Consider the following 21,789-nt stretch of genomic DNA (forward strand, 5'->3'; position numbering starts at 1 on the left):
TTTTCCGTACGGTACGGCCCGGACGTCTCCGACGGTACGGCCCGGACGTCTCCGACGGTACGGACCGGAGGTCTCCCGGGCGGCACGCCGGGATCCTCCCGGGCCCACCCGGAGGCTTGCGCCCTGACCGGACCTTTCCTAGGCGGCCTTGGCCTTCGTCGCGTACATGTCGACGTACTCCTGGCCCGAGAGCCGCATGACCTCGGCCATCACCGAGTCCGTCACCGCCCGCAGCACATACCGGTCGCGGTCCATGCCCTCATAGCGCGAGAACTCCATCGGCTCACCGAAGCGCACCGTCACACGGCCGGGACGCGGCAGCCCCGCGCCACCCGGCTGCAGCTTGTCCGTGCCGATCATCGCGAACGGCACCACCGGCGCGCCCGTCATCAGTGTCAGCCGGGCGATGCCGGTACGGCCCCGGTAGAGCCGGCCGTCGGGGGAGCGGGTGCCCTCCGGGTAGATACCGAACATACGGCCGTCCTCCAGGATCCGGCGGCCGGTCATCAGGGCGGCCACACCGCCGTTGGCCCCGTCCCGGTCCACCGGGACCATGCCGACACCGGTGAAGAACCAGGCCATCAGCCGGCCCTTGAGCCCCTTGCCGGTCACGTACTCGTCCTTGCCGATGAAGCAGACCTGGCGGTCGCAGACGATCGGCAGGACGATCGAGTCGATGAACGTCAGGTGATTGCCCGCCAGGATGACCGGCCCGGTGCCGGGGATGTTCTCGGCCCCTTCCACCTGTGGGCGGAACATCAGGCGCATGACCGGGCCGAGCACTGCCTTGATGAGGGCGAAGCGGGACAACGAGTCCTCCGGTGTCGTGGCGGTCGGTCACGGCCGACGAAAGTCCGTGCAGTTGTTAAGTGCAGATGAGGACGATACTCGCGGGTCACCTGCGATCGCACATCGGGTTCACCGAGTCGATACGCACTGTTGACCTGTGTTTTCCACTCGTTCGTCCTGGGTCTCCCGAATCGAGGGCGCGGCTGTCTACCATCGGGCCTCGCTCAGCAGTCCGGAAAAGACCAGCTCATCCATACGCCAGGCATGTATGCCACGAAGGAGCCTCCATGACACAGGGTGCGCGCACAAGCCCGGGCCGCCGGTCCCTGCTCGGGGCGGCGGTGCTCGGTTCGGCCGCCCTCTCCCTCGGGGCCGGGGGCACCGCGCGGGCGGGGACGGGCGCGGAGGCCGCCTCGGCACCGGGCTCGTACCGGCACCTGCCCGTACCGACGGTCATCGCGCACCGCGGGGCCAGCGGCAACCGCCCCGAACACACCCTGGGCTCCTACCAGCTCGCCCTCGACATGGGCGCCCACGTCGTGGAGCAGGACCTGGTGCCCACCAAGGACGGCCATCTGGTCTGCCGGCACGAGAACGACATCACGGGGACGACGGACGTCGCCGACCACCCCGAGTTCGCCTCCCGCCGGACCACCAAGTCGGTCGACGGCACCTCCCTCACGGGCTGGTTCACCGAGGACTTCACCCTCGCCGAACTGAGGACGCTGCGCGCCAAGGAGCGCATCCCCGCCACCCGGCAGGAGAACACCCTGTACGACGGGCGCTGGACGATCCCCACCTTCGAAGAGGTGCTGCGCTGGGCCGACAGGGAGGGCCGTCGCCGTGGCCGTCCGGTCTGGCTGCACGTCGAGACCAAGCACCCCTCCTACTTCCGCAAGCTCGGCCTCGGGCTGGAGGAGCCCCTCGCGAAGCTGCTGCGCCGCCACGGCCGCCACCGCGCCGACTCCCCGGTCTTCCTCCAGTCCTTCGAGCCCAGCAGCATGCGGCGCATGGCCCGGCTGGTCTCCTCGCCGCGGGTGGTCCTGCTGTCCGGCGCGACCTCCCGGCCCTGGGACTTCACCGAGGCGGGCGACCCCCGTACGGTCGCCGACCTGGTCACGCCCGAGGGCCTGGCGTGGATGGCCACGTACGCGCAGGGCATCGGCCCGACCCTCGACCTGATCATCCCCAGGGACGCGGGCGGGAAGCTGGGCAAGCCCACCACCCTGGTACGGGACGCCCACGCCAAGGGCCTGATCCTCCACCCGTACACGATGCGCAACGAGAACACCTTCCTGCCCGCCGAGTTCCGGCGCGGCACGGACCCGGCGGCGTACGGCGACGCGTTCGGCGCGTTCGCGGCGTACTTCGCCACCGGTATAGACGGGATCTTCACCGACAACCCGGATACCGGTCTGCTGGCGGCGGCGGACTTCCGCGACCGCTGACCCGCCCGCGCCGACGGCCGCCCCGGGCGGCCGTCGGAGGGGTGCCGGCGGAGGGATGCCGCCCGTCCGGGGCGGCCGGCGGAGGTTCGCAACGCGCGGGCCGACCAGGGAGGAACCGGCCCGCGTCACCCACACGCCTCATCGCCCGCCCCAACGGGCGGTTTGCGCCCCACCGGGCAACCGCCCGGGCCCTCGGCGTGTCGTGCCCGGCATGACCCCTGCCGAAGAGCCCCTGACGCACCGTCCGCCCGCCGTTTCCGAACTCGTCGGCGCCCTCACCCCGCTGCTCGCCGCCGAATCGCGGGCGGAGGCCGCGGCCGCGGGCGTCGAACCCGACGACATCGAACAGGCCGTATGGCTCAGGCTGCTGGAGCGCCTCGAAGCCCCTGACGGTCCCGGCGTCCCCGACCGGCCCGCCGACTGGCTGCGCCGGGCCGTCCGCGACGAGGCCCGCCGGGCGCGGCGCACCGCCGTCCGCGAACGGCCCTACGACGGCGAGCCGCCCTCGGAGGCCGGGCCGGAGCACGCCGCCCTCGTCGCCGAACGGCGCCGGGCGCTGCGGGCCGCCGTCCGCAGGTCCCCGGGCCACTGCCGTCGGCTGCTGACCGCGATGTTGTCCCCCAACGACCCCACCTACCGCGAAATCGCAGGAGAGTTGGGTATCTCACAGGGCAGTCTGGGGCCAATGCGTTCCCGTTGCCTGGGATGCCTGCGCAGAATGCTGGCGGCAGAGGTTGCCGTTCCTGAACATCGGGGAAAGGTGCGGTAGACCGACAGGGCGATCAGGTGAGCCGGAGGCATGCACACATGGGCATGAGCGTGACCATCTCAGCGGCAGGCGCGCAGGACGCCGAACAGATCCTCAAGCTTCAGTACCTGTGCTACCAGAGCGAAGCCGAACTCTACGGCGACTACACCATCGAGCCCCTCACCCAGTCGCTCGACGACCTGACGGCCGAACTCGCCCGGGGGCACGCCCTCGTGGCCCGGCTCGGAGGTGAAGTGGTCGCCTCCGTACGGGGTGAGATCGACGAGACCGGTACGGCGAGGATCGCCAAGCTCATCGTCCATCCCCGTATGCGACGCCACGGCCTCGGCGGCCGCCTCCTCGACGCCATCGAGCGGCACTTCGCCACCGATCCCGCGGCCAAGCGCTTCCAGCTCTTCACCGGCCACCGCAGCGAGGGCAACCTGCGGCTCTACCGCAAGAAGGGGTACGAAGCCGTCGCGACGTACGAAGCGGGCCCGCGCCTCACCCTGGTGACCCTGGAGAAGGCCGCCTGACGAGCCGGGGCCGGGCGCCGAGCACGCGGGCCGGCGAGTGCACAGCCGAGTGCCCGGAGGGTGCCGGTGTCCGGCCGGGACCCGCGGGAACGGCCCGGGGGCCTCGGGCCCGGGGCGGGCCGGCGCCGGGGGCACGCGAGCCCGGCGGCATCCGGACGCTCCCTAGTGGTCCGTGGTCCGGCGGGACCGGCGCAGCCACGCGATACCGGTGACCGGCAGCAGCACGGGGATGAAGACGTAGCCGTAGCCGTACTCCGACCAGACCGTGGTGTCCGGGAAGGCCGCAGGGTCCAGCAGCGTCCACGTCCCCACGGTGAGCACGCCCACCAGCTCGGCGGCACAGCACACCAGCGCCGCCCTGCGGGCCGTCTCCCCGCCCCGTACCAGCGTGTACGTGATGAACGCGTAGACGACGGCGGCGACGGCGGAGAGCGAGTACGCCAGCGGCGCCCGGTCGAACTCCGTCGCGATCTGGTAGACCGACCGGGACACCGCCCCGACCGACATCACCCCGTACAGCCAGACCAGCAGCATGCCGGGCCCCTGGACCAGCCGGGTCCTCGGTGCCTCGTCCGTGGTCGTCCCGGTCATCTCAGCCCTTCCAGATGTCGAAGAGGCGGACCTCCAGCACGGCCAGCACGATCGCGCCGGCCGCCACGGTCGCCGAACCCCAGCGGGTCCGCTCGGCCAGCGACATGAAGCCCGCCGCCGGAACGGCGCAGAACGCACCGATCAGGTACGCCACGAAGATCGCCGTGCCCTCGTCGGCCTGCTGGCCCCGCGCCAGCTGCACGATGCCCACCACCAGCTGCCCCAGCGCGAGCACCGTCACCACGGCCATGCCGATGAAGTGCCAGTCCTTGGTCGGCTGGTCCCGGTACGCGGCGAAGCCGCACCAGGCGGCGAGAGCGAGCGCGGCCACGGAGACCGCGACCGTCAGGGCGTCAAGCATGTGCCAGAGACTATTACGGACCAAAAGACCTGATGCGGCCGCCCCCGTGCACCGCACGTAGGGTCGAGGACCATGAAGATCTCCGCCCAGGCCCTGCTGTTCGACAACGACGGAACGCTCGTCTCGTCGCTGGAATCCGTCCACCGCTGCTGGACCCGCTGGGCCGAGGAGCACGGCATCACGGCCGAGGAGTTCGCCCGCGTCGAGCTGCACGGCCGGCCCGCCGTCGAGATCATCGCGGAGCTGCTGCCCGCCGGGCGGATACCCGCGGCCCTGGCCCGTATCGAACAGCTGGAGGTCGAGGACGTCCCCGGCGGCGTCCAGCTGCTCCCCGGCACCAAGGAGCTGCTCTCCGCGCTGCCGCGCGAGCGGTGGGCCGTCGTCACCTCCGCCACCCGGCCGCTCGCCGAGGCTCGGCTGCGCGAGGCCGGCATCGACTTCCCCGTCATGGTCGCCGCCGACGACATCACCCGGGGCAAGCCCGACCCCGAGCCGTTCCTGCTCGCGGCCCGCAGGCTCGGCGTCGACCCCGCGGCGTGCGTGGTCTTCGAGGACGCCCCCGCCGGGCTGGCCGCCGGCCGCGCGGCCGGTATGAGGACCGTGGCCTTGACCACAACACACAGCCGTGCCGAGCTCGTGGCCGATGTCGTCGTCGAGGACCTCTCCGCGGTGTCCGTGCAGGCCACGGGCGGAGCGGTGGAGATCACCGCAGGCGAGTGACCCCCGCCCCGCTGTCCGAATGGCGTTCATTTTATGTCCGCTATTCGGACAGCGGGTCGGTGTTCGAAGAGGCGTCTGGTTTACTGGCACACATGACCACGACGAGCAGCCGCACCCTTGCGACCGAGGCGATCACGACGCCCGGTGCTCGTTGTATGTGTCGAATGTGCGACTTCTGAGGGCCCCTGCCTGAGCCTCGCGCCCCGAAGCGAGACCGACAGCCGAGCCGCGCCCCGATTCCAGCACCCGCATGGAGCCGGACCCGGCTGCCCCGCCGCACGTGCCGCCCCCCGGCCACCCGCCGAACAGCCGTGCCGCGCGTCGGAACGACGAATGCCCCGTGCCGGCGGACACCGCGCCGTGCACTCGACAGTGACGGAAACCCCTGTGATCACCACTTCGGGCCTGACCAAGGTCTACGAGTCGCGAGGCCGCCAGGTCACCGCTCTGGACGGCGTCGACCTGCACGTCCGTGAGGGCGAGGTCTTCGGCGTCATCGGCCAGAGCGGCGCCGGCAAGTCCTCGCTCATCCGCTGCGTCAACCTCCTCGAACGTCCCACCTCCGGCACCGTGACGGTCGACGGCACCGACCTCACCGCCCTGGCCGGCCGCAGCCGCCGGGCCGGCAAGGACCTGCGCGCCGCCCGCAGCCGTATCGGCATGGTCTTCCAGCACTTCAACCTGCTGTCCTCGCGCACCGTCAAGGACAACATCGAGCTGCCGCTCGAGATCCTCGGCGTCTCCGGCGCCGAGCGCTCCCGCCGCGCACTCGAACTGCTCGACCTCGTCGGCCTCGCCGACAAGGCCAAGGCGTACCCCGGCCAGCTCTCCGGCGGCCAGAAGCAGCGCGTCGGCATCGCCCGCGCCCTGGCCGGCAACCCCAAGGTCCTGCTCTCCGACGAGGCGACCAGCGCCCTCGACCCGGAGACCACCCGCTCCATCCTCCAGCTGCTGCGCGACCTCAACCAGCAGCTCGGTCTGACCGTCCTGCTCATCACCCACGAGATGGACGTCGTCAAGACCATCTGCGACTCGGCGGCACTGATGAAGAAGGGGCGGATCGTGGAGTCCGGCACCGTGGGCGAGCTGCTGGCCACGCCCGGCTCGGAACTCGCCCAGGAGCTCTTCCCCGTCGGCGGCACCGCCTCCGGCCCGGACCGCACCGTCATCGACGTCACGTTCCACGGCGAGGCGGCCACCCAGCCGGTGATCTCGCAGCTCTCACGGACGTACAACATCGACATCTCGATCCTGGGCGCCGCGATGGACACCGTCGCCGGCAGGCAGATCGGCAGGATGCGGATCGAGCTGCCCGGCCGCTACGAGGAGAACGTCGTACCCGTCGGCTTCCTGCGCGAGCAGGGCCTCCAGGTCGACCTCGTCGACGACGAGCCGGCCCTGGTGCCGGCCCAGAACCGCACGCTGGCCAAGGAGAGTGCCAAGTGACCTGGTCGGAGATGCAGCCCCTGCTGTCGCAGGGAACCATCGACACCCTTTACATGGTCCTGTGGGCCACCGTCGTCTCGGTGCTCGGGGGACTGCCGCTCGGCGTCCTGCTGGTCCTCACCGACAAGGGCGGGCTGCTCCAGAACACCGTCGTGAACAAGGTCGTCGGCGTGATCGTGAACATCGGCCGCTCGCTGCCGTTCATCATCCTGCTGATCGCCCTGATCCCCTTCACCACGTTCGTGGTCGGCACCTTCATCGGCCCCTCCGCGATGATCGTGCCGCTCGCCATCGGCGCCATCCCGTTCTTCGCCAGGCTGGTCGAGACGGCCATCCGCGAGGTCGACCACGGGCTGGTGGAAGCCGTCCAGTCGATGGGCGGGTCCGTCTCGACGATCATCCGCAAGGTTCTGCTTCCGCAGGCCCTGCCGTCACTCGTCTCCGCCGTCACCACCACCGTGATCGTCCTCGTCGGCTACTCGGCCATGGCCGGCGCGGTCGGCGGCGAGGGCCTGGGCTCCAAGGCCATCACCTACGGCTACCAGCGCTTCGACACCCAGTTCATGCTGGTCACCGTCGTGGTGCTGATCGCGATCGTCACCATCGTCCAGCTCGTCGGCGACGGGATCATCCGGCTGCTGGCCCGCCGCGGCCGCACCGCCTGACCTCCGGCCCCCGACGGCCGGCCGTCCCGCCCACGGCTCCCCAGACTTCGTCACCTCGTTCACGAAGAAGCCCGCACTCCTTGTCCGGGCGCTGTCCGCTCCACCAGAAAGAGGCACTTTTCGTGCGTAAGAACATCAAGCTCACCGCGGCCGCCGCCGCCACCGCCGCCCTCGCCCTCGGCCTCTCCGCCTGCGGCACGGCCTCCGACCCGTCCTCCGGAACCGGTTCCGGCAAGGCCGACGAGTCCAAGCCGCTCGTCGTCGCCGCGTCCCCGACGCCGCACGCAGACATCCTCAACTTCGTCAAGGACAACCTGGCCGAGAAGGCCGGCCTGAAGCTGGAGGTGAAGGAGTTCACGGACTACGTCCTGCCGAACACCGCCACCCAGCAGGGCCAGGTCGACGCCAACTACTTCCAGCACAAGCCGTACCTGGACGACTTCAACAAGAAGAACAAGACCACCATCGTCCCGGTCGTCGACGTCCACCTCGAGCCGCTCGGCCTCTACTCCAAGAAGATCAAGTCCCTCAAGGACATCAAGGCCGGCCAGACCATCGCCGTCCCCAACGACACCACCAACGAGGGCCGCGCGCTCAAGCTGCTCGCCGACAACGGCGTCATCACCCTGAAGGACGGTGTCGGGGCCGAGGCCAAGCTGTCCGACATCACGGACAAGAAGGGCCTGGAGTTCAAGGAGCTGGAGGCCGCCACCGTGCCCCGCGCCCTGAACGACGTCGACGCCGCCGTGATCAACGGCAACTACGCCATCGAGGCCAAGCTCAAGCCGGCCACCGACTCCCTGGCGCTGGAGAAGTCCGAGGGCAACCCCTACGCCAACTTCCTCGCCGTCAAGGAGGGCAACGAGAAGGACGCGCGCGTGCAGAAGCTCGCCAAGCTCCTCAACTCGCCCGAGGTGAAGAAGTTCATCGAGGACACCTACGCCGGCTCGGTCACCCCGGCCTTCGGCGCCCCCAAGTAGTCGCCCGGACGGTCCCCTCCGGGCAGTCGCTCACGGAGGGGCCGCAGCGGCGGTCCGGCAGCCGTCGAGCAGGTGCCCGGTCAGGCGGCCGGACCGCGCTCGCGTCCCATGACCGGCCGGGCGTGAGCAGGCCGTCCGAGTGGCGGGGACGCCCGGCCGCACGCGCGGACAGGGCCCCCGCCCGCCGCCGCCGACGGCCGCCGAAGCCCGCGCCCCGTCCCGCAGGCCCCCGCACACCGCTCCGGTGCGCGGGGGCCTTCCGCGTCCGCCGCAGCCGTGCCGACCCGGCCATGCGCACGGCGTACGCCATGCTGCATGCTGTGCGTTCACGGCCTTTACGGACGGTCTTCGGCATGGAGCTGCGCATGACTACCACCTTTCCGGATATCTCCATCAGCACGGAACGGTTGGTGCTGCGCCCCTTCGAGGAAGCGGACATCCCGGCGCACACCGAGATGATGAACGACGAGATGGTCGTCGCCTGGACCCCCGTACCCCACCCGTACACCACCGCCGACTCCGAGGAATGGGTGCGCAGGATCGCTCCCGCGCAACGCACCCAGGGCCACGGCGTCGCCCTCGCCGTCACCGAGTTCCTCACCCAGCGGCTCGTCGGCGCCATCCGGCTGCGCCACACCAACTGGCGTGCCCGCGCCACCGAGGTCGCCTATGTGACCGCCCCCTGGGCCCGTGGTGAGGGATACGCCACCGAATCGGTCCTCGCCGTCGCCCAGTGGCTCTTCCGCAACCAGGGGTTCGAACGCCTGGAGCTGCGCACCGCCGCCGACAACACCGCCGCGCAGCAGGTCGCCCAGAAGATCGGCTGTATCAGCGAGGGCGTCCTGCGCAACGCCTGGATAGCGCGGACCCGGCCGGACGACGATCCCGACGGCGGCTGGACCGACATCAGGACCGATCTGATCGTGTGGAGCCTCCTCCCGGAGGACCTCGAGGGAAACGACGGCCGGCCGGCCGGCGCCGGGTACTCCTCGTACGCCGACTGGAACTGATTCCGCACCCCCGGGAGACCGCGCTCCTCAGGTGGCGGAGGTACCCTCACTCTGCCCCGACCCGCACCACCACCCCAGGAGACAGACGAAGATGGCCGACCGGGTCACGGTGATCGGCTGGGACGGCTCGCCCCTCACCGCCGCCGCCAGGTCCGCCCTCTCGGCCGCCACGCTGGTGGCCGGGGCCGGGCACCACCTGGCGCTCCCGGAGATACCACCCGGCGCCGAACGCATCCGGCTCGGCAGTGTCGACCTCGCCGCCCGCCGCATCGCGGGCCACCGCGGTACCGCCGTGGTCCTCGCCGACGGAGATCCGGGCTTCTTCGGCGTGGTGCGCACCCTGCGCCACCCGCAACACGGCCTGGAGGTCGAGGTGGTGCCCGCGGTCTCCTCCGTGGCCGCCGCCTTCGCCCGGGCCGGCATGCCTTGGGACGACGCCCAGATCGTCGTCGCCCACAGCCGCACACTGCGCCGGGCCGTCAATGTGTGCCGGGCCCACCCCAAGGTCGCCGTCCTCACCTCCCCGGGCGCAGGCCCCGCCGAACTCGCCCTGTTGCTCGAAGGCGTCCACCGCACCTTCGTCATCTGCGAGGAACTGGGCACCGAGCGCGAACAGGTCACCGTCCTCACCTCGGAGAAGGCGGCCGACCACGCCTGGCGCGACCCCAATGTCGTCATCGTCATCGGCGGCACCGCCGCGTCGCAGGGCTCCGGGGGCTGGCTGATGGGCCGTGACCCGGGTCCGGTACGCGGCTGGGGCCTGCCCCCGGGGGCGTACGCGGACGAGCACGGGACGGGGACCGGTAGGGGACCGGGCGCCGGCACGGGCGAGTCGGCCGTCCTGCGCGCCGCCCAGCTGGCCCGGCTCGGACCGCGCGTCGGCGACCTGGTCTGGGACGTCGGCTGCGGATCGGGAGCGCTGGCCGTCGAGGCCGCCCGGCTCGGCGCGGCCGTGATCGCGGTCGACGAGGCCCCCGGCGCCCGGGCCCGCACGGAGGCGGCGGCCCGGCGTTTCGGCGTACAGGTCCAGACCGTGGCCGGACGGGCGCCCCATGTACTGGAGCGGCTGCCCGAGCCCGATGTCGTACGGGTCGGGGGAGGGGGCGTGCCGGTCGTCACGGCCTGCGCCGACCGCCGCCCCGAACGGATCGTCGCGCACGCCTCCACCCGGGACGAGGCCGAGGCGATCGGCGCCGCCCTCGCCGACGGCGGATACACCGTCGAGTGCGCGCTGCTGCAGTCCGTCGAACTCGACCCCGTCGCCTGGACGGAACGCGAGCGCGCGGTGGTCTTCCTGCTCTCCGGCCACCGGCCGGCCCCCGCCCCGTGACCCTGCCGCTACACAACGCCAGGTAGGCTGGCCGATTGTTGTACCGCACCCGGTCTTTCGGCGATTTGTTCGTCAATATCCGGAGGAGGGGCCTCCCTTCGAGGTCACCATGTGGTAAAGCGCAATCGGGGGATGCGCGACGTGGCGCAGTCCACAGCCGACCGTGGCGGATCTCGCTGTCACGAGGTCCGATGGCCGCGAGAATGCTTGATGTCCGCGCGCCGTTCGTGCCGCGCGGCGCGCACGCTCGTTCTTGTTGGCGGGCGAAGGTCTGAAGGAGCACAAGCGATGGGCGAGGGGTACGCATGACCGACACCGGCCAGGTCCCGGGCGAGGGACAGCCGGAGGCCGCAGGCATGGTGGAGCAGCCGGGCATCCCCGCTCCGGGCGCGTACACCTTCCTGGATCCCTCCGAAGGCGCTGCCGAGGACGACGATCTGCTGCTGATGCCCGGTTCGCAGGGGGCCTGGGGCGAGCCGCAGGCCGGTGTCGCCCCGGTGGCCCCCATGGCGATGCCGATGGCGGCGCCCTTCGCCGGCCCGGGCCATGTCCCGGCCGACGGGTCCTATCCGCAGGCGGGGTACGAGCAGGCCGGGCACGAGCGGATGGCCCAGCCGCCCGCGGAGCCGCTCGCGCAACAGCAGGTGATCCAGGAGCAGCAGATGACGCCGGACCAGCACGGGACGCAGGAGCAGCCGGTGCAGGCCGCCCAGGCCCCGCACGCCTACGAGCCGGCGCTCCACGAGTCCGGCGCGCACGTGTTCCACGAGTCCCCGCTGCCCGAGGCCGCGACCTACGAGGCCGCGACGTACGAGGGAGCCGGGTACGCCCCCGGGACCCACGAGGCGGCCGTGCACGAGACCGGTGCCCACGAGGCCGGTGGCCGCGACTCCGGGTCGGTCGACCTCAACGGTGTGCGCATCCCGCCCGCTCCCGCACCCGCCCAGACCGCGCCGCCCGCGCGACGGCCGCTTCACATGGGCCCCCCGATGCCCGAGGGCACCGTCGGCGTCGTGCGCTCGCTCGCCGACCGCGGCCCGGCCGGTGCGCCGGCAGCCCCGGCCCCGGTGCACCACGCGGCTCCGGCCACGGCCGGACCGGAGTACCTGGACGTGCCCCGCGAGGAGCCCGTGCCCGCACCGGCCGGACCGCAGCTCGGCGAGACCCCGCCGCAGGCCGGGGAGCCGTGGGCGGCGCAGCCGGAGGCGGTGCCGCCGGTTCCCGTGGCGCAGCCCGAGCCCGTCCAGCCGGAGCCCGTCCAGCCCGTCCCGGCGGTCGAGCCGGAGCCGGCCGCGGTCCATCCGGAGCCGGTCGCGGCCGAGCCGGAGCCCGCGGTACAGGTGGACGCGGCCGTGCAGCAGGCCCCAGAGCCCCAGGCGGCCGCCCATGAGCCTCAGGCGGCCCCCGAACCTCAGGCCGCTTCTGAGCCTCAGCCGTTCCCTGTGACGCATGAGTCACACGAGTCACAGCAACCTCAGATGCCGCTTGGTGCCTCAGCAGAAACGGTCGTTCCGGAGCAGGCCGTCGCTGCCGTGGCCGTGGACCAGGCATCCGTGCCCGTCGAGCAGTCCGTCCCGGCCGGGACAGCCCTGCCGGACGCAGCGGAGGAGGCGCCCGCCGCGCCCGAGGCGGAGCCCGCCGTCGCACCGGTGGAGCAGCCGCCCGCGCCGGTCGCCGGGCACGCGTTGCCCGAGGCGCAGGCCGTGCCGGTCGAGCAGGCGGTCCACACCGCCCCGGGGGCCGTGGTGGTGGAAGCGGCTCCGGAGGCGGAGCCCGTACCGCAGGCCGACGCGGTGGCGACCGTGCCCGCACCGCGCGACGGCGGTCCCGCCGCCGTGTTCGCGCCCGAGCCGGTGGCGCAGGAGACGCCCGAGGCTCCTGAGGCCGAGGAGCAGCAGCCCGCGCCGCAGGAGCAGCCCGAGGCCGTCGAGGCGGCGCGGACGGTCGAGGAGGGAGAGCCCGAGTCCATCGAGGCGGTCGAGTCCGTCGAGTCCGCCGTCGAGGTGGAGCACGTGGCGGCCCCCGAGGCGGCCCAGCCGGTCGAGACGGCCCAGCCGGTCGAGTCTGCCGAGGCGGTCGAGTCTGCCGAGGCGGCGGAAGCCGTGGCCGAGCAGCCGGAAGCGCTGGACGCGGTGGAGCCGGTGGAGGACGCCGAAGCGCCGGAGGGCGCCGGGGACGAGGAGCCCGTCGCGCCCGCCGGGAACGGGGCCCCGGCCCCCGCGTACGAGGACACCGAGCGTGAGGCCGTCCTGCGGGTCATGCGGGAACGCCGGGACATCCGCAACGGGTTCCGCAGCGACCCGATCCCGCACGAGGTGCTGCTGCGCGTCCTGGAGGCGGCGCACACCGCCCCCAGCGTCGGCCACTCGCAGCCCTGGGACTTCGTCGTCATCCGCTCGGCCGAGACGCGCCGCACCATGCACGAACTGGCGACGCGTCAGCGCGAGGCGTACGCCAAGTCGCTGCCCAAGGGCCGGGCCAAGCAGTTCAAGGAACTGAAGATCGAGGCCATCCTCGACACTCCGGTGAACATCGTCGTGACCGCCGACCCCACCCGCGGCGGCCGTCACACCCTCGGCCGGCACACCCAGCCGCAGATGGCGCCGTACTCCTCCGCCCTCGCCGTGGAGAACCTGTGGCTCGCCGCCCGTGCCGAGGGTCTCGGTGTGGGCTGGGTCAGCTTCTTCGACGAGCGGGAGATGGTCCGCGCCCTCGGACTGCCCGAGCACCTCGAAGTCGTCGCGTACCTGTGTGTCGGCTACGTCGACGAATTCCCCGAGGAGCCCGAGCTGATGCAGGCGGGCTGGTCCAAGCGCCGTCCGCTGTCGTGGGTCGTCCACGAGGAGACGTACGGCCGTAGGGCGCTGCCCGGCGAGGAGCCGCACGACCTTCTCCAGGAGACCGTCGCCAACATCCGCCCGCTGGACGCGAAGGCGCTCGGCGAGGCGTGGGAGCGGCAGAAGCGGATGACCAAGCCGGCCGGTGCGCTCGGCATGCTGGAGATCATCTCCGCGCAGCTGTCCGGGCTGTCCCGGATGTGCCCGCCGCCGATCCCGGAGCCCGCGGCGGTCGCCATCTTCGCCGGGGACCACGGGGTGCACGCCCAGGGCGTCACCGCATGGCCGCAGGAGGTGACGGCCCAGATGGTCGCCAACTTCCTCGGCGGGGGAGCCGTCTGCAACGCGTTCGCCAACCAGGTCGGCGCGGAGGTCTGCGTCATCGACGTCGGTGTCGCCGGTGACCTGCCCGCCACCCCCGGCCTCCTTCCGCGCAAGGTGCGCCCGGGCACGGCCGACTTCACCACGGGCCCCGCCCTCACCCACGAGGAGGTCCTGGCCGCGGTCGAGGTCGGTATCGAGACCGCCCGTGACCTCGTCGCCGCCGGCAACAAGGCCCTCCTCACCGGGGAGATGGGCATCGCGAACACCACCTCCTCCGCCGCGCTGATCTCCGTGTACACGGGTGTCGACCCGGTCGAGGTCACCGGCCGCGGCACCGGGATCAACGACGAGATGCACGCCCGCAAGGTCGACGTCGTCCGCCGGGGGCTGGAACTGCACCAGCCCGACCCGGCCGACCCCATCGGCGTCCTCGCGGCGATCGGCGGCCTGGAACACGCGGCCATGGTCGGTCTGATCCTCGGCGGGGCCTCCCTGCGTACGCCGGTCATCCTCGACGGCGTCTCGGCCGGCGCGGCGGCACTGGTCGCCCGGGCGATCGCCCCCGAGGCCCTGGCTGCCTGCATCGCGGGCCACCGCAGCGCGGAACCCGGCCATGTGGCGGCGCTCAACAAGCTGGGCCTGCGCCCGCTGGTGGACCTCGACCTCCGCCTCGGCGAGGGCACCGGCGCGCTCCTGGCCCTCCCCGTGGTGCAGAGCGCGGCCCGCGCCATGCACGAGGTGGCGACGTTCGACTCCGCGGGCGTCACCGAGAAGTAGCCGCTCGCCCCTCCCGGCCGCACGGTCCGTCCGCGCGGCCGGGAGGGAACAGCCGCCGCGCCGGACCGACGCCGCGCCCCGGGGCCCGGCCTGCGCCCGGCAGGCGCCGCCCCTCCCCGGCCGTACGCACGCGGTGCGCTCCCCAGCACATGCCGCCTCCCGAGGCCCGGCGGCCCGGAGACCCGGCAGGCCCCACAGGCCGGCGGCCGGGCGGCCCGGGGCGCGACGAACCACGACCGGGGATGACCGGGCGATGAACGGCGATGACCGTGCGACGGTCCGGGCCAGGGGACCGGAGTCGGACCCTCCGGAGAGATGTTGCCGACGTCACCCGAACCTTCATCGGACCACCCCCGCCCCGTATCGTGGTCGACTACGTTCCACCCCCGCTCCACCAGCCGCTTCACCGTCGCAGCGGCCTCCGCACATCGCACGCCCCGCCGAGGAGCCCGCCCCGCCATGGTCGAGTACGCCGAGCAGCCCGCCTACCCCGTCGGACTTCGCCTCTCCGGGCGCCGTGTCGTCGTCATCGGCGGCGGCCAGGTCGCCCAGCGCCGTCTTCCCGCCCTGATCGCGGCCGGCGCCGACGTCACCCTCGTGTCGCCGTCCGCCACCCCTTCCGTGGAGGCCATGGCGGAGGCGGGGGAGATCCGCTGGGAGCGGCGCCGGTACGAGGACGGGGACATCGCCGACGCCTGGTACGCCCTCATCGCCTCCACCGACGCCGAGGCCAACGCCCGCGCCTCCGCCGAGGCCGAGCGCACCAAGACGTGGTGCGTGCGTTCCGACGACGCCGAAGCGGCCACCGCCTGGACCCCGGCGACCGGACGCAGCGAGGGCGTGACCGTCGCGGTGCTCACCGGCCACGACCCGCGCCGTTCGGCCGCCGTGCGGGACGCGATCGTCGAGGGCCTGCGCGACGGCTCCCTCGCGGCGCCGCAGCACCGCTCCCGCACCCCCTTCGTCGCCCTGGTCGGCGGCGGCCCCGGCGACCCTGACCTGATCACGGTCCGCGGCCGCCGCCTGCTCGCCGAGGCCGACGTGGTCATCGCGGACCGGCTGGGCCCGCGCGACCTGCTGGACGAGCTCCCCCCGCACGTCGAGGTGATCGACGCGGCGAAGATCCCGTACGGCCGGTTCATGGCGCAGGAGGCCATCAACAACGCGCTGATCGAGCACGCGAAGGCGGGCCGGTCGGTGGTCCGCCTCAAGGGCGGTGACCCGTTCGTGTTCGGCCGGGGCATGGAGGAGGCGCAGGCCCTCGCCGAGCAGGGCATCGCCTGCACCGTCGTCCCGGGCATCTCCAGCTCGATCTCGGTGCCCGGCGCGGCCGGTATCCCGGTCACCCACCGGGGCGTCGCCCATGAGTTCACCGTGGTCAGTGGCCACGTCGCGCCCGACGACCCGCGTTCGCTGGTCGACTGGGCCTCGCTGGCCAAGCTGCGCGGCACCCTGGTGATCCTGATGGGCGTCGACAAGATCGGGGCCATCGCCGAGGCCCTCGTCGCGCACGGCAAGGCGCCCGACACGCCGCTGGCGCTGGTCCAGGAAGGCACGACGGCGGCCCAGCGTCGCGTCGACGCGACGCTGGCGACGGTGGCGGAGCGGGTCAGGGCCGAGGACGTCCGCCCGCCCGCGGTGATCGTGGTCGGCGACGTCGTGGCGGAGGCTCCGCACAAGAACGTCCGGTGACCGGCCGCACCACCTCATCCGGTCCTCCACGGACCGAAGCAGCAAGTGACCGGCGGGAACCGCTCTTCTCTCCGCCCGCCGGCATCCTCTTTCCCGGACAAGGCAGTATCACCCCGTGGCAGATCTCATCACCGTCGACGACCCCGACGACCCGCGCCTGCGCGACTACACCGGCCTGACCGACGTCGAACTGCGGCGCAGGCGCGAGCCCGCCGAGGGCCTCTTCATCGCCGAGGGCGAGAAGGTCATCCGGCGCGCCGGGCAGGCCGGTTACACGATGCGGTCGATGCTGCTCTCCGCCAAGTGGGTCGACGTCATGCGTGACGTCATCGACGAGGCCCCCGCGCCGGTGTACGTCGTGAGCCCCGACCTCGCCGAGCGGGTCACCGGCTACCACGTGCACCGCGGCGCGCTCGCCTCCATGCAGCGCAAGCCGCTGCCGACCGCCGGGGAGCTGCTCGGCACGGCCCGCCGCGTGGTCGTCATGGAGTCGGTCAACGACCACACCAACATCGGTGCGATCTTCCGCAGCGCCGCCGCCCTCGGCATGGACGCGGTGCTGCTCTCGCCGGACTGCGCGGACCCGCTCTACCGCCGTTCGGTGAAGGTGTCGATGGGAGCGGTGTTCTCCGTCCCGTACGCCCGCCTGGAGACCTGGCCGCGCGATCTCGAACCGGTGCGCGCGGCGGGCTTCAGGCTGCTCGCGCTGACCCCGGACGAGAAGGCGGTCTCGATCGACGAGGCCGCTCCCCACCGCCTGGAGCGCGTCGCCCTGATGCTGGGCGCGGAGGGCGACGGACTGTCCCCCAAGGCCCTGAGGGCGGCCGACGAGTGGGTGCGCATCCCCATGGCGGCCGGGGTGGACTCGCTCAATGTGGGCGCGGCCGCGGCCGTCGCCTTCTACGCGGTGGCCACCGGGCGACCCCAGGGCTGACGGTCCGTCCCGCCCCGGCCGGGGCGGGGGACACCACACCGATCCGGCCTGATCGACACGGCCTAGCCCTGCAGGCCCTGGGCCGCGGCGATCCCCAACAGGACGATCAGTGTCACCACGACGAAGACGAAGATCCGCTGGCGCAGCAGCCGCGGGTTCGCCGGCATCCGCCCGTTCGCTCCGGTCCGTACACCCGATCCGGTCCGTACACCCGGCTTGGACGGCGTACGGCCGCCCGGCCGTGACGGGTGGCGCGGGGACGACGGGCGCGACGCCTGCGGGCGGGGGGGCGTACGGTCCTGCGGGGTCCGCTCCGTGTACCGCTCGGTGAGCCGGCCCGTCGGGCGTTCGTCGGCCCGCTGGGGGCGCGGCGCGGGCGGACGCCCGTCCGGCAGGCCCTGGGCCTCGCGGGCAGCGATCTCCTTGAGCCGCATGGACAGTTGCAGGGTGCTGGGACGCTCCTCGGGGTCCTTGGCCAGACAGGCCCGTACGAGCGGCGCGAGCGCGTCCGGCACACCGTGCAGCTGCGGCTCCTCGTGGACCACCCGGTAGAGCATGACCTCGGAACTTCCGTGCCCGAAGGGCGAGTCGGCCATCGCCGCGTACGCCAGTGTGGCGCCCAGCGCGAAGACGTCGGTCGCGGGGGTGACGGCCGCACCCCGCACCTGCTCCGGCGCGAGGAAGCCGGGGGAGCCCACCGCCGTACCGACGTGGGTGAGCGTGGACGCCCCGGTGGCCCAGGCGATGCCGAAGTCGATGATCCGCGGCCCCTTGGGGGAGAGCAGGATGTTCGACGGCTTCAGGTCCCGGTGCACCACGCCGGCCTCGTGGACCGCCACGAGCCCCTCGGAGAGCGCCGCGCCGATCGCCGCGACATCGGCCGCCAGGAGGGGGCCGTCCTCGGCGACCTTGTCGTGCAGGGAGGGGCCGGGGACGTACTGCGTGGCGAACCAGGGACGCTCGGCCTCCAGGTCCGCCGCCACCAGGCGCGCCGTGCACCCGCCGCGGATACGCCGGGCGGCCGACACCTCGCGGGCGAAGCGCGACCTGAACTCCTGGTCCTCGGCGAGATCCGGCCGGATCACCTTCAGGGCCACCCGTTGCCCGCGCCGGTCGGAACCGAGGTACACGACCCCCATCCCGCCCGCGCCCAGCCGCCGGTGAAGCCTGAACGAGCCGACGACACGCGGGTCCTCGCGCCGGAGCCGCATCATCGCCATGTCCGTCCCCTACCTACGGTGGGAGGCCCCACCCCGCTGCCGCGGTCGTCCGTTTGACGTGGCACAGCTTACGTACCCGCGCCCCGGCGTGCTCATAGGCCGCGCCCTCGCGATCCGATCGATTGTCAGTGCCGGGTGGGAAACTTGAGGAGTGGTCAGGAGGCCGGGGATCCACGCCTGCCGACCCGTGCGATTTCTCAATGGACCGTCGCAGAAGGGGGATTGGATCGATGAAGGGTGACCGTGTGGAGATAGTCGTGGACGCGGGAGACACGACTCGCACCTACGAGGTGGTGGCCGGCCGGGCCGGTCGAAGGGTGGAGACGGCGGTACGCAGAGGGGTGGTGGAAGTGAGCGAAGTCACCCGGAACGGCACCGTGGTGCGGACGGCCCGCTTCATGGCCAACCGAGTGCTGGCACTGGTCGAACAGCCCGTGCCCAGGGAGGACTCCTCGGAGCGTTCCCTCAGGGAAGTCCCCCAGCCGTAGCGCGGCGTCTCCACCCAGGGGAGTACGCGACGGGGCGGCGGCTCATCCTCCGGGAGGCCCGCCAATCGGTACGCGGGCATGACGACCGGGGCTTCCCGCTTCCCTAATGTTGAGGTCAAGCGGCGGGTGCAGCACTCGTCCCCCGAGGTCAGACACCCGCCGCTGCCAGACATGACAGGAGAGGGACCATGGCGGACACGGCACCGCGGACGATGATCGGCACGCAGGGACGCAAGGCCTTCGCCTCGTTCGGCGGCCGTCCGTCCGGCCGGCGTCACCCGCTGGTGGCGACCGCGATGGTCCTCCCGCTGGCCGCGCTGCTGGTGGTCGTCTTCGGCGGCTGGGAAGCGGTGGTCACACAGGCGTCGTCCGTGGGCGTGATGCTGGGGCGCTGAGCGGCGCCCCGAGCCCGGGAGAGCGGCCCGGGTCGGGGGACATCGGCCTATGACCCCGTGGGGACGGGGGTGCGGCGGACGGCAGCGTCGGCCGGTCAGCTGGGGAGCTGACCGGCCGACGCTTTTCCCGCTCCCCGCCCCGGCGGCACCCGTCGGCCACCGGAACCGCGCGGGCGCCACCGGCACCGCCACCGCTCCGCCACCGCCCCGGACACGGGCGCTGCCCGCCCCTGGGGGACACCGGCGCGGTCGCACGGTCGCACGGTCACACGGACCCGGTCACCCGGACGTGTCCGGCGCCGGTGTGATCCGCACGCCCGGCTCCTGAGCGTTGTGCGTCCACGGTGTGCCCCCGGCCCGCGGTGGTGACGGAGCGGGGCGGCCGGGGGTCGAGCGCGCCGGGTGCGCCGGGTGCCGTGTGGTCGCGGCCGAGGGGCCGCCCGCCGGGCCGGGCAGCCCCGGGGAGCGGGCGCGTAGGCTCGCGGGCGTGCAGCAGGCCACCGCATCCTTCCTCCGTGAGCTCGCCGGCGTCGCCAGGGGCGCCGCGCATCCCGCCGACGCGGGGGAGCCGTGCCATGCCTGCGGCCGCGGGGGAAGCGGCGCCGTTCTCGCCGACCGGCCCGACGGCACCGTCGTGCGGCACGGCCGGGCCGTCGCCAAGGCCCATGCCCCCGGCACCGACGCACGGGCGCACCGCGCCCGCCTCGCCCTCGCCGCCCACCCCCGGCTCGCCGGCATCCTGCTGCCGCCCCTCCCGGCGGCCGTGGACGACGTTCGCGGCCGCCCCGTGACCGCCTGGCCGTACGGCACCCCCGTCGACCCTGAGGCCCCGGACGCCGCCCCCTGGGAGGAGGCCGCGACCCTGCTGGCCCGTCTCCACGCCGTACCGGTGCCGGAGCTTCCCGGCCCGATACCGCCGATGCGGGGTCCCGCCAAGGTCGCCCGCGCCATGGCCAGGCTCCGGGCCGTGACGGACACCGGAAGCACGACGGGCGCGAGGAACACCGCAAGCGCGCGGAACACCGCGAGCGCGAGGGGCGTGCCGGGCGCGAGGGACACGACGGGCGCAGCGCACCCTGCCGGGACACCGGAGGCCGCGGCGACCACGGGCACGGACGCCGGTCCGGCCCCGGCCGGGCTCCTGGCCGCCGCCACCGCCGTCGAGGCGGCCTGGCGTGGACTGCCCGCCTGGGCCCGCGGCGACGCCCCCGCACCGGCGGCCGCCGCGCTCTGCCACGGCGATCTCCACCTCGGCCAGCTCGTCCGCCACCCCGCCGCCACGGGCCCCTGGCTGCTGATCGACATCGACGACCTCGGCGTGGGCGACCCCACCTGGGACCTGGCCCGCCCCGCGGCCTGGTACGCGGCCGGACTGCTCGCCCCGCGGGTGTGGACGAGGTTCCTGGACGCCTACCGTGCCGAGGGCGGCCGCGCCGTGCCCCCCGAGGCGGACCCCTGGCCCCGACTCGACGTCGCCGCCCGCGCCCTGACCGTGCAGACCGCCGCGCTCGCCATCGCCAGGAGCGCGACCGAGCAGCGTGTCCTGGATGAGGTCGAAGTGACCGTGGTGGACGCCTGTGCCCGAATTGCCGCTCTCCCGCCCGAGTTGGAACCCATGGCCACGTCGTAAGGTGATGGCACCATCCGTACGGCGAGGAGTTGAGCCGAGCATGCAGTGTCCCAAGTGCCATGCGCCCATGCACACCTACAACCGCAATGGCGTCCAGATCGAGCAGTGCAGCGGCTGCCGGGGGATATTCCTCGACTACGGCGAGCTGGAGGCGCTGACCCGTCTGGAGTCCCAGTGGGTGCAGCAGGCCCCGCCCGCCCCGCCGGCTCCGCAGGCCTACCCGGCACCGGCCGCCCCGGCCTGGGGTGCCCCGCACCAGGGCCACCATGGCCAGCACGGTCAGCACGGCCACCGCGGCTTCGGCCGGATGCTCTTCTCCTCCTGACCGGAGGAACGACGGAACCCCCGGCCGCGAGAAGCGATCGGGGGTTCCTGGTGGTGCGCGATACTGGGATTGAACCAGTGACCTCTTCCGTGTCAGGGAAGCGCTCTCCCGCTGAGCTAATCGCGCGGGATGATGCACCCGGAACATCGGGTGCGAGTACTGCGTGCGCGATACTGGGATTGAACCAGTGACCTCTTCCGTGTCAGGGAAGCGCTCTCCCGCTGAGCTAATCGCGCGGGGATCCTTGCGGATCAGTGGACGATACTGGGATTGAACCAGTGACCTCTTCCGTGTCAGGGAAGCGCTCTCCCGCTGAGCTAATCGTCCTTGGAGGTGGAGACGGGATTTGAACCCGTGTAGACGGCTTTGCAGGCCGTTGCCTCGCCTCTCGGCCACTCCACCCGGAGTGCAGGGGTTCGGGAAGATCCCCCACTTCGAGCGGACGACGAGATTCGAACTCGCGACCCTCACCTTGGCAAGGTGATGCTCTACCAACTGAGCCACGTCCGCTTGTCGTTTCCGTTTCGCTTGCGCGTCCCGGCG

At 72.8% G+C, this 21,789-nt stretch carries 20 protein-coding genes and 5 tRNA genes; 16 read left to right on the forward strand and 9 right to left on the reverse strand.

Translation table 11 applies throughout. The annotated features are described in order from the left end of the window. Positions 1-138: 138 nt before the first annotated feature. Entirely contained in the window at positions 139-768 is a 630-nt protein-coding gene (locus tag PUR26_RS09025; protein ID WP_329871063.1) for a lysophospholipid acyltransferase family protein, read from the reverse strand. A gap of 308 nt (positions 769-1,076) precedes the next feature. On the opposite strand from PUR26_RS09025, the gene PUR26_RS09030 reads away from it, so the two are divergent. The 3 genes from PUR26_RS09030 (at position 1,077) to PUR26_RS09040 (ending at position 3,521) form a co-directional block, all read left to right on the forward strand. Beyond that, a complete protein-coding gene (locus tag PUR26_RS09030; RefSeq protein WP_329870938.1) occupies positions 1,077-2,237 on the forward strand; it encodes a glycerophosphodiester phosphodiesterase in 1,161 nt (386 codons plus the stop codon). A gap of 211 nt (positions 2,238-2,448) precedes the next feature. Next, on the forward strand, positions 2,449-3,006 hold the full coding sequence (locus PUR26_RS09035; RefSeq protein ID WP_329870940.1) for a sigma-70 family RNA polymerase sigma factor: 558 nt from the start codon (positions 2,449-2,451) through the stop codon (positions 3,004-3,006). Positions 3,007-3,044: 38 nt separating this feature from the next. Then, a complete protein-coding gene (locus PUR26_RS09040; protein ID WP_329870942.1) occupies positions 3,045-3,521 on the forward strand; it encodes a GNAT family N-acetyltransferase in 477 nt (158 codons plus the stop codon). Between the two features lie 162 nt (positions 3,522-3,683). Here PUR26_RS09040 and PUR26_RS09045 read toward each other — a convergent pair whose 3' ends face one another. Together PUR26_RS09045 and PUR26_RS09050 are read right to left on the reverse strand one after the other, a co-directional pair. Then, on the reverse strand, positions 3,684-4,112 hold the full coding sequence (locus PUR26_RS09045) for a hypothetical protein (RefSeq protein ID WP_329870943.1): 429 nt from the start codon (positions 4,110-4,112) through the stop codon (positions 3,684-3,686). A 1-nt stretch (position 4,113) separates the two neighbouring features. Next, on the reverse strand, positions 4,114-4,473 hold the full coding sequence (locus PUR26_RS09050) for a hypothetical protein (protein WP_329870945.1): 360 nt from the start codon (positions 4,471-4,473) through the stop codon (positions 4,114-4,116). A 72-nt stretch (positions 4,474-4,545) separates the two neighbouring features. Here PUR26_RS09050 and PUR26_RS09055 point away from each other — a divergent pair, with 72 nt between their 5' ends. The 9 genes from PUR26_RS09055 (at position 4,546) to PUR26_RS09095 (ending at position 17,188) form a co-directional block, all read left to right on the forward strand. Next, on the forward strand, positions 4,546-5,193 hold the full coding sequence (locus PUR26_RS09055) for an HAD-IA family hydrolase (protein ID WP_329870947.1): 648 nt from the start codon (positions 4,546-4,548) through the stop codon (positions 5,191-5,193). Between the two features lie 387 nt (positions 5,194-5,580). After that, positions 5,581-6,639 (forward strand): methionine ABC transporter ATP-binding protein, encoded by a 1,059-nt coding sequence (locus PUR26_RS09060; RefSeq protein ID WP_329870949.1) that lies wholly within the window; start codon positions 5,581-5,583, stop codon positions 6,637-6,639. Beyond that, complete coding sequence (locus PUR26_RS09065) at positions 6,636-7,304, forward strand: methionine ABC transporter permease (protein ID WP_329870951.1); 669 nt, start codon at positions 6,636-6,638, stop codon at positions 7,302-7,304. The genes PUR26_RS09060 and PUR26_RS09065 overlap by 4 nt, the downstream gene beginning before the upstream one ends. 122 nt (positions 7,305-7,426) lie before the next feature. Beyond that, positions 7,427-8,284 (forward strand): MetQ/NlpA family ABC transporter substrate-binding protein, encoded by an 858-nt coding sequence (locus tag PUR26_RS09070; RefSeq protein WP_329870953.1) that lies wholly within the window; start codon positions 7,427-7,429, stop codon positions 8,282-8,284. Positions 8,285-8,592: 308 nt separating this feature from the next. Next, the gene (locus PUR26_RS09075; protein WP_329871065.1) at positions 8,593-9,294 is read left to right on the forward strand and encodes a GNAT family N-acetyltransferase; all 702 of its coding nucleotides are present in this window, start codon (positions 8,593-8,595) and stop codon (positions 9,292-9,294) included. Between the two features lie 91 nt (positions 9,295-9,385). Next, positions 9,386-10,624 carry a precorrin-6y C5,15-methyltransferase (decarboxylating) subunit CbiE gene (gene cbiE / locus PUR26_RS09080; protein ID WP_329870955.1) on the forward strand — a complete coding sequence of 413 codons (1,239 nt, stop codon included), beginning with the start codon at positions 9,386-9,388 and terminating at the stop codon, positions 10,622-10,624. Between the two features lie 305 nt (positions 10,625-10,929). After that, complete coding sequence (gene cobT, locus PUR26_RS09085; RefSeq protein ID WP_329870957.1) at positions 10,930-14,562, forward strand: nicotinate-nucleotide--dimethylbenzimidazole phosphoribosyltransferase; 3,633 nt, start codon at positions 10,930-10,932, stop codon at positions 14,560-14,562. A 459-nt stretch (positions 14,563-15,021) separates the two neighbouring features. Then, complete coding sequence (gene cobA / locus PUR26_RS09090; RefSeq protein ID WP_329870959.1) at positions 15,022-16,254, forward strand: uroporphyrinogen-III C-methyltransferase; 1,233 nt, start codon at positions 15,022-15,024, stop codon at positions 16,252-16,254. A gap of 115 nt (positions 16,255-16,369) precedes the next feature. Further along, positions 16,370-17,188: a TrmH family RNA methyltransferase gene (locus tag PUR26_RS09095; RefSeq protein ID WP_329870961.1), complete on the forward strand. Its 819-nt coding sequence runs from the start codon at positions 16,370-16,372 to the stop codon at positions 17,186-17,188. A gap of 62 nt (positions 17,189-17,250) precedes the next feature. On the opposite strand, the gene PUR26_RS09100 is transcribed toward PUR26_RS09095, so the two are convergent. Next, positions 17,251-18,408 carry a serine/threonine-protein kinase gene (locus PUR26_RS09100; RefSeq protein WP_329870962.1) on the reverse strand — a complete coding sequence of 386 codons (1,158 nt, stop codon included), beginning with the start codon at positions 18,406-18,408 and terminating at the stop codon, positions 17,251-17,253. Between the two features lie 230 nt (positions 18,409-18,638). On the opposite strand from PUR26_RS09100, the gene PUR26_RS09105 reads away from it, so the two are divergent. From PUR26_RS09105 to PUR26_RS09120, 4 genes are all read left to right on the forward strand, one after another. Continuing rightward, complete coding sequence (locus PUR26_RS09105; RefSeq protein WP_329870963.1) at positions 18,639-18,896, forward strand: hypothetical protein; 258 nt, start codon at positions 18,639-18,641, stop codon at positions 18,894-18,896. Positions 18,897-19,084: 188 nt separating this feature from the next. Further along, on the forward strand, positions 19,085-19,291 hold the full coding sequence (locus PUR26_RS09110) for a hypothetical protein (RefSeq protein WP_329870964.1): 207 nt from the start codon (positions 19,085-19,087) through the stop codon (positions 19,289-19,291). Positions 19,292-19,778: 487 nt separating this feature from the next. Then, on the forward strand, positions 19,779-20,921 hold the full coding sequence (locus PUR26_RS09115) for a phosphotransferase (protein ID WP_329870965.1): 1,143 nt from the start codon (positions 19,779-19,781) through the stop codon (positions 20,919-20,921). 40 nt (positions 20,922-20,961) lie between these two features. Further along, complete coding sequence (locus PUR26_RS09120; protein WP_329870967.1) at positions 20,962-21,246, forward strand: TFIIB-type zinc ribbon-containing protein; 285 nt, start codon at positions 20,962-20,964, stop codon at positions 21,244-21,246. 51 nt (positions 21,247-21,297) lie between these two features. Here PUR26_RS09120 and PUR26_RS09125 read toward each other — a convergent pair. From PUR26_RS09125 to PUR26_RS09145, 5 genes are all read right to left on the reverse strand, one after another. Further along, positions 21,298-21,372, reverse strand: a tRNA-Val gene (locus PUR26_RS09125). A 38-nt stretch (positions 21,373-21,410) separates the two neighbouring features. Beyond that, a tRNA-Val gene (locus PUR26_RS09130) sits at positions 21,411-21,482 on the reverse strand. 19 nt (positions 21,483-21,501) lie between these two features. Beyond that, a tRNA-Val gene (locus PUR26_RS09135) sits at positions 21,502-21,573 on the reverse strand. 1 nt (position 21,574) lies between these two features. After that, positions 21,575-21,648, reverse strand: a tRNA-Cys gene (locus tag PUR26_RS09140). A gap of 35 nt (positions 21,649-21,683) precedes the next feature. After that, positions 21,684-21,756: transfer RNA gene (locus PUR26_RS09145), tRNA-Gly, on the reverse strand. Positions 21,757-21,789 lie beyond the last annotated feature (33 nt).

This window comes from Streptomyces sp. SP18CS02, from assembly GCF_036322365.1.
Classification (GTDB): domain Bacteria; phylum Actinomycetota; class Actinomycetes; order Streptomycetales; family Streptomycetaceae; genus Streptomyces.